The sequence below is a fragment of the Dechloromonas aromatica RCB genome (genome assembly GCF_000012425.1).
On the sequence record NC_007298.1, the window covers coordinates 3,332,861 to 3,345,550 of the forward strand.

A 12,690-nucleotide genomic window follows, 5' to 3' on the forward strand; every position below is an offset into this window, starting at 1 on the left:
GCAGCAATATTCCGACAACAAAATAGCCTGTGGTGATCTGGATATCCGGCAATTCCCCCCCATATTTGGTATTGCAGAATGAGAAGGACTGTATAGAATCGAACGCATGGCTACGAAGTTTCAGGAAGGCGGGCAGCTTGAGGCACAGCGCAGCAGGCTGGGGCCGCCAAAGATGTACAAGGTGGTGTTGCTGAACGACGATTACACGCCGATGGATTTCGTCATTACCGTTCTGCAGCGTTTTTTTTCTCTGGACACTGAACAAGCGACGCGAATCATGCTCAAAGTTCACAACGAAGGCCGTGGCGTGTGCGGAGTTTTCCCGCGCGACATTGCTGCGACCAAGGTTGAACAAGTCTCTGCATTCGCTCGCCAGCACCAACACCCACTTGCCTGCATCATGGAGGAAAATTGATGATTGCCCAGGAACTCGAAGTCAGCCTGCACATGGCCTTCGTAGAGGCGCGCCAGAAGCGCCACGAATTCATCACCGTCGAACATCTCCTGCTGGCACTGATCGACAACCCCTCTGCCGCAGATGCCCTGCGCGCCTGTGGCGCAAAACCGGACACGCTGCGGAAAGACCTGACCAATTTTATCGACGAGCACACGCCGACCGTTTCCGGCGAGGACGATATCGATACGCAGCCGACACTTGGCTTCCAGCGCGTCATCCAACGTGCCATCCTGCACGTGCAGTCCTCGGGCAAGAAAGAAGTCAACGGTGCCAACGTCCTGGTCGCAATTTATGGCGAAAAGGATTCGCACGCCGTCTATTTTCTGCAAAAACAGGGGGTCACCCGGCTGGATGTCGTGAACTTCATTTCGCATGGCATCAGCAAGGTCCCGCAACAAGCAAAGGCCACACAGGAAGGCGAAGTCGAGACTGAAGGTGAAAAAGCCGAAGCCGGCCCGCTCGACCAATACACGATCAACCTCAATGCCTTGGCCCTGCAGGGCAAGATCGATCCGCTGATTGGCCGCGACAAGGAACTGGAGCGCGTCATCCAGACCTTGTGCCGCCGCCGCAAGAACAACCCGCTGCTGGTTGGCGAGGCCGGTGTTGGCAAAACTGCCATCGCCGAAGGCCTTGCCCGCAAGGTCGTCGAAGGCGAAGTGCCGGAGATTTTGGCCAAGGCCAATGTTTACGCGCTGGACATGGGCTCACTGCTGGCTGGCACCAAATATCGTGGCGACTTCGAGCAGCGCCTGAAGGGCGTTCTGAAGGCCTTGCAGGACAATCCGAACGCGATCCTGTTCATCGATGAAATTCACACTCTGATCGGTGCCGGCTCGGCATCCGGCGGCACGCTGGATGCCTCCAACCTGCTCAAACCGGCCCTCTCATCAGGGCAGCTGAAATGCATCGGTGCGACCACTTACACTGAATTCCGTGGCATTTTCGAGAAGGACAGCGCCCTGTCCCGTCGTTTTCAGAAGATTGATGTCAATGAGCCGTCGGTTGCCGAAACCGTGGAAATCCTCAAGGGCCTGAAAGCGCGCTTCGAGGCCCACCACGGTATCAAGTACTCGGCGACAGCCATTTCTTCTGCCGCCGAGCTGTCGGCCCGCTATATCACTGACCGCCACCTGCCGGACAAAGCCATCGACGTGATCGATGAGGCCGGCGCAGCCCAGCGCATCCTGCCCAAGTCGAAGCAAAAGAAGGTGATCAACAAGACGGATATCGAGGAGATCGTCGCCAAGATCGCCCGCATCCCGTCACAGCACGTTTCGCTGGACGACCGTGGCGCCCTGAAGAACCTCGACCGCGACCTGAAGGCAACCGTCTTCGGCCAGGAAAAGGCGATCGACGCGCTGGCCAAAGCGATCAAGATGGCGCGTTCCGGCCTTGGCAATCCAGGCAAGCCAATCGGCTCCTTCCTGTTCAGTGGCCCAACTGGCGTTGGCAAGACCGAGGTTGCCAAGCAACTGGCCTATTGCCTTGGTGTTGAACTGCAGCGCTTCGACATGTCTGAATACATGGAACGGCATGCGGTTTCGCGCCTGATTGGGGCACCTCCTGGCTACGTCGGTTTTGACCAGGGCGGGCTGCTGACTGAAGCGATCACCAAGAAGCCATATTGCGTGCTGCTACTCGACGAGATCGAGAAAGCTCACCCTGACATCTTCAACATTCTGCTGCAGGTCATGGACCACGGGACACTGACCGACAATAACGGGCGCAAAGCAGATTTCCGTAACGTGGTGATCATCATGACCACCAACGCCGGCGCTGCCGACTTGCAGAAATCGAGTATGGGTTTCACCGTAAACAAGCAGACCGGTGACGAAATGGCCGAGATCAAGCGCCTGTTCACGCCGGAGTTCCGCAACCGGCTAGACGCAACGATCTCATTTGCCCCCCTCGATCACGAGGTCATCCTGCGCGTCGTCGACAAGTTCCTGATGCAGCTTGAGGAGCAGTTGCACGAGAAGAAGGTTGAGGCACATTTCAGCGAGGCAGTGAAGAAAATGCTGGCCGAAAAGGGTTTCGACCCCCTGATGGGCGCCCGTCCGATGGCACGCCTGATTCAGGACACCATCCGCTCGGCACTGGCCGACGAACTACTGTTCGGCAAACTGGCCAGCGGCGGACGCGTCACCGTCGATCTCGATAAGGAAGGCAAGATCAGACTCGATTTCGAGGAAGAAAAAACAGAAGCCGTCGTCTGAATGATTGCCATTCCCCCTAAAAGCCGTGCAACATTGCACGGCTTTTTTATTTCGAGGACTCCAGCATGACCTTCAAGACCCCTGACCTGTGCGATGAATTCGAATCCGAACTTGGCAAAACCGTTCGTGTCGTCACCCCGATGTTCCAGCGCTACGGCGGCCGCACCAGCTTTTCAGGCCAGATCGTGACGCTGAAGATTTTTGAGGACAACTCGCTGGTCCGCGAAGTTTTCGGCGAAGACGGCAAAGGCAAGGTCCTGGTCATTGATGGTGGCGGCTCGCTGCGCTGCGCGCTGGTCGGTGACCAGCTGGCCATTCTGGCCAACAAGAACGGCTGGGAAGGCGTCGTCGTCTATGGCTGCATCCGCGACTCGGGCGATATCAATGGCATCGACATCGGCGTCCGCGCCCTGAATACCCATCCGCAGAAAACGCTGAAGAAGGGCGTTGGCGACAAGAACGTGGCCGTCACCTTCGGCGGGGTCACTTTCAACCCGGGTGAATATCTCTACGCCGACGAAGATGGCGTCCTCGTTTCAGGCAAAGCGCTGACCTAAAAAACAAAACCGGGGAATTCCCCGGTTTTTTCGTTGTAGCGATTAGCCCTGCAGCAATACCGAGCTTTCGCAGCCGACTCTGACCGCTCCCCAGTGCCGGCCTGCCACCATGATCGGCATGTTGATCTCGGAGAGGATTTCTCCCGTATCACGGGCGTAGGTCTGAACCAGCAGCGGCAAGGTATTTTTTGCCCCACGCTGCCCGGTTACATCATCCCAAATCCGGCGAGTCCGGTTACCCACCAGGTCTGAGTCGTAATTGCCAGTCAGCGGGCGTGAATACTTCTGGTTGTGGATGGCGCCATAGCCGCGTGTATCGATAATCAGCGCGTACACACCTCCCTGCAGCCCTGTCAGCGTATTCTCCAGCATCGGCTGGATCTGCTGCTCGAAGGCACGGCAATAACTGACTTCGTACTTCTGTGGATTGGTTCTTGGCTGCGGCTGATAATTCTGATCCCAGATATTGACGCCTTCATTGGCCATTTGCTCAAGGCGTTGCTGGATCGCATCGCGGAAATTGCGCGCCTGATCGACATTGAAATCAAAGGCGCCACGGCCGATCTTGAACCGAGAAACCAGTTCCTGAACGCTTTCCGTCGCCCGACTAAGGGTCTGCGCTGATTGCTCGGAAGCCTGCATGCTCCCCGAAACCTCAAGCGACAAGTCATGGACCTGAGTTACTGCCTCATGGACCTGGCCATTGGTTGCGGTGAGTTGCTCCATTGCTGCCGCAATCTGATTCAGCTGGTCGCCTGTCCGCTCAAAATCGCCGACCATACGCTGGAATTCGGTCGAAGAGCGCTCGACCACCACACGCGTCTGCTTGATGTCGTGATTGATGCTCTCGTTTTCACTCTGTGTTTCACGAACCAACGAGATCATGCTGCCGATGTTCTCACCGATCTCTTGCGTCGCTACGTTCACTCGTTCGGCCAGTTTGCGCACCTCATCGGCTACCACAGCAAAGCCACGCCCCATCTCACCAGCCCGCGCTGCCTCGATCGCTGCATTCAAGGCCAGCAGGTTGGTCTGGTCAGCAATATCCTTGATCAGCCCGGCAATCTGCCGGATGCTGTCGGAGCGCTGCGCCAGATGATCGACCGTAGCGTTGAAAGTCGACAGCTTGTCGCTGACCAGATGAACCTTGCTGACGATTTCATGCATTTCATTCAGGGACAAACGCGCGGTCGCCAGATTGGCATCGGTCGAATGGGAAATCAGCTCGGTTGAGCTCGATACTTCCTGGATGGCCTGCATGGCTTCGGTGCTTGCACCAAAAACTGCGCTGGCAATTTCACCCTGCCGACCTGCACGCTCCGCCGTCGACGAGACGGTTCTTTTCACCACGACTGCCTCGCGGGCGATGTTGACGCTCATCTTGCGCACTTCGCTGATGATTTCCCGCATTTTGTCGGCGAAGCGGTTATAGGCCTCAGCCAGCGTGCGCAACTCATCATGGGTAATGGTCGGTAGATTCCGGGAAAAATCACCCTCACCCCGGGCAATTTCGTCGAAGATCGTCGAAATGATGCGAACCGGCCGCAGAATCAGGTGGCGGATATAGACAATCTGTAGCACATTCCAACACAGGGCAACGGCCGTCAAGGCGATCATCAGCAGCAAGCCCTGATCCAGACTATCCGAAATCCGTTGCAACACCTCGCTTGCCACGCCAGCCTTACTGACTTCGGCGGCGATCACGCCTTTCTGGTGGATATATATTCCAAGGTACCCGACATCGATGAAGAAGAGCAGCAGAAAGCTCATTAGCTTCTTGGTCAGAGAATTCCAGAAGGTCCGCTCGTTCCAGTCGTAAAGCTTTCGAATAATTTCCATTTTTTTCGCCATAAATTACAAAATTTGACGAATTCAACACCTCTTCTTGAGAGCCGTCAATATGACTGAATACGTAGTTCATTACGCGATCCGTAAATTGAAGCCAGGAAAAATGGTGCATCGCATTTCACAACCACGCACGGCGTTTTACATCGTGAAAAATTAAACACAATACATTGTTTTTGCGATGAAAAATATTGTCTTATGTCTTATATAAGACTATTGCTGCCCTGCAAAAAAATAACTATACTTTCACCCATCGACGTTGCAGCATAAGCACCCGGCCCAACGCCGTCCCCCCCAAACCAAATCTCTGAGGAATTCACAATGAGCACTCGCGAACAGCAAATCGCCGCCCTCGAAAAAGACTGGGCTGAAAACCCCCGCTGGAAAGGCATCAAGCGCGGTTATTCCGCTGCTGACGTCGTCCGTCTGCGTGGTTCTTTCCAGGTCGAGCACACCTTGGCCCGCCGTGGCGCCGAAAAGCTGTGGGATCTGGTCAACAACACCCCCTACGTCAACTGCCTGGGCGCCCTGACCGGCGGTCAAGCCGTTCAGCAAGCCAAGGCTGGCATCAAGGCCATCTACCTGTCCGGCTGGCAAGTTGCTGCTGACAACAACGAATACGCTGCCATGTACCCGGATCAGTCCCTGTACCCGGTTGACTCCGTGCCGAAGGTTGTCGAACGCATCAACAACTCCTTCAACCGCGCCGACGAAATCCAGTGGTCCAAGAACATCAACGCTGGCGATGCCGGTCACGTCGAATACCACCTGCCGATCGTTGCTGACGCTGAAGCCGGTTTCGGCGGCGTGCTGAACGCCTACGAACTGATGAAGGCCATGATCCGCGCTGGCGCTGCTGGCGTGCATTGGGAAGACCAGCTGGCTTCCGTCAAGAAGTGCGGCCACATGGGCGGCAAGGTTCTGGTTCCGACCACCGAAGCTGTTCAGAAGCTGATCGCTGCCCGTATGGCTGCCGACGTCTACGGCGTGCCGACCCTGGTCATCGCCCGTACCGATGCCGAAGCTGCTGACCTGCTGACCTCCGACTACGACGAGAACGACAAGCCGTTCTTGACCGGCGAGCGCACCGCCGAAGGCTTCTACAAGACCCGCAAGGGCCTGGATCAAGCCATCTCCCGCGCCATCGCCTACGCTGACTACGCCGATCTGGTGTGGTGCGAAACCGGCACGCCGGATCTGGAATACGCCCGCAAGTTCGCCGAAGCCGTGCATAAGGTTCATCCGGGCAAGATGCTGGCCTACAACTGCTCGCCTTCCTTCAACTGGAAGAAGAACCTGGACGACGCCACCATTGCCAAGTTCCAGAAGGAACTGGGCGCCATGGGCTACAAGTACCAGTTCATCACCCTGGCTGGCATCCACTCCATGTGGTACAACATGTTCGATCTGGCCCAGGACTACGCCGCCCGCGGTATGTCGGCCTACGTCGAGAAGGTTCAGGAGCCGGAATTCGCTGCCCGCGACCGTGGCTACACCTTCGTGTCGCACCAGCAGGAAGTCGGTACCGGTTACTTCGACGACGTCACCACCGTGATCCAGGGTGGCAAGTCCAGCGTCACCGCGCTGACCGGCTCGACCGAAGAAGAACAGTTCCACTAAGAAGCTTATCGCTTTAGATTGCTGCCCCACCCGGCAGCAGCGAAGGCCGGCACTCACAAGGTGCCGGCCTTTTTATTTGCCACCGGTGTCAGAATCGATTCAATCGGTGAATTTCCGGCCCGACACATCGTTTAAAATGTTGACACACTAATAAGGTCATCGCTTCGCACCCCAACGCGTCACAAGCCATGACAGATGAAAAGAGAACAGATTCTTGTCAATGCGTTCGGCAAAACAGGTCACCCTTGTTACATTAATTCGACTTTGTATCGCGTTTGGCCTTTGGCTGTTTCAGCCTGCCTACGCCAGCGACAGCAATACCGTACGTATCGGCGTACTGGCGTTCCGCGACGTTCAGGCCACGGAACAACAATGGTCTGCGCTGGGCGCTTATCTCACTGAAGCAATCGGTGACCATCGCTTCATCGTCGTACCGATGTACCTAGATGATCTCAGTGCGGCGGCAGCGAGCGGAGAAGTCGATTTCGTTCTGACCCAGCCCGAACATTATGTGCTGCTCCGGGCGCGCCATGGCTTGGCGGCTGTCACAACGCTGACGACCCTCGCCGGAGGGCAGCCGGTTTCAAAATTTGGTGGCGTCATTTTTACTCGGGCAGACAGAAGCGACATCAATAGCCTGGCCAACCTGCGCGGCAAGGTGGTGGTGGCCACACACCCGAATTCCTTCGGCAGCTACCGAATCCAGCAATGGACCCTGTTGCAGGCCGGACTGAGGCTCCCGGGCGACCTGAAACAGCCGATTTTCACCGGCCCACCTCAAGACAACGTGATTGAAATGGTGCTGGATGGCAAGGCCGATGCCGGGTTCATCCGTACAGGCCTGATCGAAGCACTGGCAAGTGAAGGGCACCTGGATCCGAGCCGCTTGAAGCTGATCAACCCACAGCAGGTGAAAGGCTTCCCCCTGTTGCTCTCCACAGAACTGTTCCCGGAATGGCCATTCTCGGCGGTTCGTGACGTCCCGGAGCCGCTGATCAAGGCGGTTACGCTGGCCTTGCTGAAAATTCCCCCGGACCATCCGGTAGCGACCAAAGGCAAGTTTCATGGTTTTTCGCCCCCAGCCGATTACAGTGGCCTGGAGTCGGTGATGCTTGAGCTAAGAGCTCACCCGGACCGACTTGAGCATTTCGATGCACAGGACATCGTCGATAAATACTCGACTCAGGTCGTTGGCGGGCTGAGTACGCTACTGATCCTGAGCATGCTCGCCGTGGCCTACCTGATCCGCTCAAAGCGCCTGGTCGGCGCGGCTCTGCGCGAACGAGCCAGCCTGCTCGATAGTTTGGGTGAAGGCGTGTACGGCATTGATCAGAATGGTCAGTGCACCTTCATTAATCCGAAAGCACTGGAAATGCTTGGCTGGACAGCGGATGAAGTCATCGGCTCCGATCAGCACGCCCGCTTCCACCATCACCGGCCAGATGGATCGATCTATCCAAGTGCCGACTGCCCAGTCTATCAAACCCTGCGCGATGGCCAGCGGCGCCAGGGCGAGGAATGGTTTTTCAATAAAGATGGCCGAGGCTTCCCGGTTCAATATTCAGTCACGCCAATCTCAAGACAAGAAGACAAGGAAGGTGCCGTTGTCACTTTCCGTGACATCTCGGAAGCCCGCAAGGCCGACGAGTTGATGCGCATCGCGGCCATTGCTTTCGAAACCCAGGAAGCAATGTTGGTCACCGATGCCAAGAGCCAGATTCTCAGGGTCAACCGGGCCTTTACCGAGGTCACCGGCTACAGCGCTGCCGAGGCCATTGGCCAGACGCCTGCGCTACTGAAATCCGGTTATCACGAGGACAGTTTCTATAAGGATCTTTGGACATCGCTGAAGGAAAACGGCCTCTGGCGTGGCGAGATATGGAATCGCCGGAAAAATGGCGAAATCTATCCCGAATGGCTGACCATTTCAGCCGTACGTGGACAGCACGGCGAAATCACCCACTTCGTTTCCTCTTTTCTTGACATCACCAAGCGGAAGGAAGCCGAGGAGCAGATTCAGTTCCTGGCACTGTACGACCCACTCACCCATCTTCCCAATCGCCGCCTGCTCAATGAGCGCCTGAGCAAGGCACTGACCTCAAGCGGTCGGCAACGGCGCCATGCGGCCCTGCTTTTCATCGACCTCGATAATTTCAAGATGATCAACGATTCAATGGGCCACGACATCGGTGACCTGCTCCTTCGTCAGGTTGCCCTGCGGCTGCGGGAATCGGTGCGCAGCAACGATACGGTTTCCCGTCTGGGTGGTGACGAGTTCGTGATCCTTCTCGAAGAACTAAGCCCGAACATTCACGATGCCACCACCCAGATCGAGCACATCGCGCAGAAGATGCTTGACTCGCTGGTGCAGCCTTACAAATTTGGCGAGTTTTCCCACCATTGCACCGCCAGCATCGGGGCAATTCCGTTCATGGATGCCACGGAAACCATCGAGAGCCTGTTGAAATCTGCGGATATGGCCATGTACAAAGCCAAGGCGGCGGGCAAGAACAGACTCTTCTTCTTCGATCCGGCGATGCAGACGGAGGTCGAAGCCCGCGCTGCACTTGAGCGTGACTTGCGGCAAGCACAGCGTGAAAAGCAGTTTGTTCTCTATCTGCAACCCCAGGTTGACCAATCCGGCCATGTTTCTGGCGCGGAGGCATTGATTCGCTGGCAGCACCCGACCCACGGACTGATCTTGCCGGGCGAATTTACCCATGTCGCCGAAGAAACACGACTCATCCTGCCCATCGGCCAATGGGTTCTGGAGGAAGCTTGCAAACAGCTGGTTATCTGGCAGAAAAATCCTGATACGGCGCATCTGACACTGGCCATCAACGTCAGCGCCTTGCAGTTCCGTAACCCGGATTTTGTCGATGATGTGGCGCGAGCCATCCATGAATCAGGCGCCCTGGCCAGCCGCTTGAAACTTGAAATCACTGAATCACTATTGCTCGAAGATATTGACGGCACCATCGAACGCATGCAGGTGCTGAAGAATCAGCTGGGCGTCGGCCTGTCACTTGACGATTTCGGAACAGGCTATTCCTCGCTGAGCTACCTGAAACAGCTGCCGCTTGATCAAATCAAGATTGATCGCAGTTTCGTCAAGGATATTCATTGCAACCCGAACGATGCCGCGATTGCCGAGGCCGTCATTGCACTTGGCCGCTCCTTCTCGCTGAACGTCATCGCCGAGGGAGTGGAAACCATTGAGCAGCGGGATGCGTTGATCGCACGGGGCTGCCTGACTTTCCAGGGCTATCTGTTCGGACGCCCCGGCCCGATTGACGCTTTCCCCGCCTGCCGGCCGCCTCAGCGCAATTCCCAGTAACTGGGCCGGCTATAGGTTTCTTTGAGCAGATCGATGAACAGCCGCACGCGCAGCGGCAAATGCCGACGCTGCGGAAATACGGCGTAGATGCCCATCGGCGGGGCCTGCCAGGCATCGAGCACGGAGGTCAGCCGCCCCTCCTTCAGATCCTGCCCGACCTCCCACAATGAACGCCAGGCCAGGCCGCGCCCGGCCAACGCCCATTCATGCAGGACCGCGCCATCATTGCACTCGAAGCTGCCATTGACTTTCAAGGCATCGACTTCGCCGCTGGCCGGATCGCGAAACAGCCAGCCGCGCTGCTGGCCCAACGACAGACAATTGTGCCCGGACAAATCGGCCGGTTCGCGCGGCACGCCGTGAGTAACCAGATACGCCGGGCTGGCCACGACCATGCGGCGCATTTCACCGAGACGGACGCTGACCAGACTGGAATCGGTCAGTTCCCCGATCCGGACGGCACAGTCGATGTTCTCGTTAACCAGATCGACCAGACGATCGCTCAGGTTCAGATTGACCCGAACCTCCGGGTTGGCCAGCATGAAATCACCCACCAGCGGCGCGACATGCTGCCGCCCGAAGCCCGACGGTGCCGAGACGCGCAACTGACCACTCGCCCGAACACTGCCCAGCGACACCGCCGCCTCGGCATTGGCCAGATCGTTCAGTGTCTTCTGGCAATCCTCAAGAAAGGCCTGCCCTTCAAAAGTAATGGTCAGCTTGCGCGTGGTACGCAGCAATAATTTGACGCCCAAGCGCGTTTCCAGCGCGTCGAGCCGCCGGCCGATAATCGCTGGCGTCACGCCCTCGACTCGCGCCGCGGCAGAGAGACTGCCCCGAGTAGCGGCCGAAACGAAGGCTTCGATCTGTTTTAGGCGGTCCATTTCATACTTTAAGTAAAAGATGAATTGATTCTATCCGGCTTTCAAGTCTTATAGAAGAGTCATAGAATTCGCTACAGCGCAACATCCATTCATCCTTCACTCAGGAGTTCCTCATGGCCCTCAACCTTCCGCAAGGCGTGCAAATCACCGGCGATATCAAGCCGGGTTACGAAACCATCCTCACCCATGATGCGCTGGCGCTGGTCGCCAAGCTGCACCGCGCTTTCGAAGGTCGTCGCCAGGAACTGCTGAAGGCCCGCGTTGCCCGCCAGGCCCGCATCGATGCCGGCGAAATGCCGGATTTCCTGCCGGAAACCGCCCACATCCGCAGCGGCGACTGGAAGGTCGCCCCGATCCCGGCCGCCCTGCAATGCCGCCGCGTGGAAATCACCGGCCCGGTCGAAGCCAAGATGATCATCAACGCCTTCAACTCGGGCGCTGACTCCTACATGACCGACTTCGAGGATTCGAATTCCCCGAACTGGGAAAACCAGATCGTTGGCCAAATGAACCTGTACAAGGCCATCCGCCGCGAACTGTCGTTCAAGAACGAAGCCGGCAAGGAATACAAGCTGAACGACAAGATCGCCACCCTGCAGATTCGTCCGCGCGGTTGGCACCTTGACGAAAAACACATGCTGGTCGACGGTCAGCGCGTTTCCGGTGGCCTGTTCGACTTCGGTCTGGTCTTCTTCCACAACGCCAAGGAACAGATTGCTCGTGGCGCCGGCCCCTTCTTCTACCTGCCGAAGATGGAAAGCCACCTCGAAGCCCGCCTGTGGAACGACGCCTTCGTGATGGCCCAGGACCACTGCGGCATTCCGCAGGGCACCATCAAAGCCACGGTACTGATTGAAACCATCCTCGCCACCTTCGAGATGGAAGAAATCCTCTACGAACTGCGCGATCACTCCGCTGGCTTGAACGCCGGTCGCTGGGACTACATCTTCTCCTGCATCAAGAAGTTCAAGAAGAACAAGGATTTCTGCCTGGCCCAGCGCAGCGCCATCACGATGGAAGTACCGTTCATGCGCGGCTACGCCCTGGCACTGGTGCAGGCTTGCCACAAGCGCGGCGCCCCGGCCATGGGCGGCATGTCGGCCCTGATCCCGATCAAGAACGATCCGGTTGCCAACGAAAAGGCGCTGGCCGGCATCCGTCACGATAAGACCCGCGACGCCAACGACGGCTTTGACGGCGGCTGGGTAGCCCACCCGGGCCTGGTACCGATCGCCATGGAAGAGTTCGTCAAGGTACTGGGCGACAAGCCGAACCAGTTCGAGAAGCAGGTCGAAGGCAAGTTTGGCCCGGAACAGTGGCTGGACTTCCGCCCGACCACTCCGATCACCGAAGCCGGTCTGCGTAACAACATCAACGTCGGTATCCATTACCTCGGCTCCTGGCTGGCCGGCAACGGCTGCGTGCCCATCCACAACCTGATGGAAGATGCCGCCACCGCCGAAATCTCCCGCTCGCAGGTCTGGCAGTGGGTAGTTTCGCCGAAGGGCATCCTCGACGACGGCCGTAAGGTCACCGTTGAAATGGTCCGCCCGATGATCGCCGAGGAACTGGCCAAGGTGAAGGCCGCTGTCACCGCCCAGGGCGAAGACACCGCCAGCTACGACAAGGCTGCCGTGATTTTCGACGAAATGTCGCTGACCCCGGAATATCCGGAGTTCCTGACCCTGCCGCTGTACGAAGCAATGGCCTAAGCAGCACTGGAAGTAAAGGCAACACGAAAGCGCCGGGACATCCCGGCGTTTTTTATTGG

The 12,690-nt window shown here is 57.3% G+C and carries 8 protein-coding genes; 6 read left to right on the forward strand and 2 right to left on the reverse strand.

Annotated elements, in window-relative coordinates:
* The first annotated feature begins 106 nt into the window (after positions 1-106).
* The 3 genes from clpS to rraA all read left to right on the forward strand — a co-directional run bounded on the left by clpS (position 107) and on the right by rraA (position 3,233).
* A complete protein-coding gene (clpS, locus tag DARO_RS15835; RefSeq protein WP_011288822.1) occupies positions 107-415 on the forward strand; it encodes an ATP-dependent Clp protease adapter ClpS in 309 nt (102 codons plus the stop codon).
* The gene (gene clpA, locus DARO_RS15840; protein WP_011288823.1) at positions 415-2,676 is read left to right on the forward strand and encodes an ATP-dependent Clp protease ATP-binding subunit ClpA; all 2,262 of its coding nucleotides are present in this window, start codon (positions 415-417) and stop codon (positions 2,674-2,676) included. Before clpS ends, clpA begins: the two co-directional genes overlap by 1 nt.
* Positions 2,677-2,741: 65 nt before the next feature.
* A complete protein-coding gene (gene rraA, locus DARO_RS15845; protein WP_011288824.1) occupies positions 2,742-3,233 on the forward strand; it encodes a ribonuclease E activity regulator RraA in 492 nt (163 codons plus the stop codon).
* A 42-nt stretch (positions 3,234-3,275) separates the two neighbouring features.
* Here the strand turns inward: rraA and DARO_RS15850 are convergent, their stop codons facing one another.
* Positions 3,276-5,072 (reverse strand): methyl-accepting chemotaxis protein, encoded by a 1,797-nt coding sequence (locus DARO_RS15850; RefSeq protein ID WP_041224453.1) that lies wholly within the window; start codon positions 5,070-5,072, stop codon positions 3,276-3,278.
* 327 nt (positions 5,073-5,399) lie between these two features.
* Between DARO_RS15850 and aceA the strand changes: the two genes are divergently transcribed.
* Together aceA and DARO_RS15860 are read left to right on the forward strand one after the other, a co-directional pair.
* On the forward strand, positions 5,400-6,698 hold the full coding sequence (aceA, locus tag DARO_RS15855) for an isocitrate lyase (protein WP_011288826.1): 1,299 nt from the start codon (positions 5,400-5,402) through the stop codon (positions 6,696-6,698).
* A 220-nt stretch (positions 6,699-6,918) separates the two neighbouring features.
* A complete protein-coding gene (locus DARO_RS15860; RefSeq protein ID WP_011288827.1) occupies positions 6,919-10,035 on the forward strand; it encodes an EAL domain-containing protein in 3,117 nt (1,038 codons plus the stop codon).
* Here DARO_RS15860 and DARO_RS15865 read toward each other — a convergent pair.
* Positions 10,017-10,919 (reverse strand): LysR family transcriptional regulator, encoded by a 903-nt coding sequence (locus DARO_RS15865; protein WP_011288828.1) that lies wholly within the window; start codon positions 10,917-10,919, stop codon positions 10,017-10,019. The two genes, DARO_RS15860 and DARO_RS15865, sit on opposite strands and share 19 nt — an antisense overlap.
* 113 nt (positions 10,920-11,032) lie before the next feature.
* On the opposite strand from DARO_RS15865, the gene aceB reads away from it, so the two are divergent.
* Positions 11,033-12,631, forward strand: coding sequence for a malate synthase A (gene aceB / locus DARO_RS15870; protein WP_011288829.1), 1,599 nt, complete (start codon positions 11,033-11,035; stop codon positions 12,629-12,631).
* The last annotated feature ends 59 nt before the right edge of the window (positions 12,632-12,690 follow it).

Coding starts and splice junctions, on each gene's coding strand:
- clpS (WP_011288822.1), top strand. CDS start 107: ATGGCTACGAAGTTTCAGGAAGGCGGGCAGCTTGAGGCACAGCGCAGC.
- clpA (WP_011288823.1), top strand. CDS start 415: ATGATTGCCCAGGAACTCGAAGTCAGCCTGCACATGGCCTTCGTAGAG.
- rraA (WP_011288824.1), top strand. CDS start 2,742: ATGACCTTCAAGACCCCTGACCTGTGCGATGAATTCGAATCCGAACTT.
- DARO_RS15850 (WP_041224453.1), bottom strand. CDS start 5,072: ATGGAAATTATTCGAAAGCTTTACGACTGGAACGAGCGGACCTTCTGG.
- aceA (WP_011288826.1), top strand. CDS start 5,400: ATGAGCACTCGCGAACAGCAAATCGCCGCCCTCGAAAAAGACTGGGCT.
- DARO_RS15860 (WP_011288827.1), top strand. CDS start 6,919: ATGCGTTCGGCAAAACAGGTCACCCTTGTTACATTAATTCGACTTTGT.
- DARO_RS15865 (WP_011288828.1), bottom strand. CDS start 10,919: ATGGACCGCCTAAAACAGATCGAAGCCTTCGTTTCGGCCGCTACTCGG.
- aceB (WP_011288829.1), top strand. CDS start 11,033: ATGGCCCTCAACCTTCCGCAAGGCGTGCAAATCACCGGCGATATCAAG.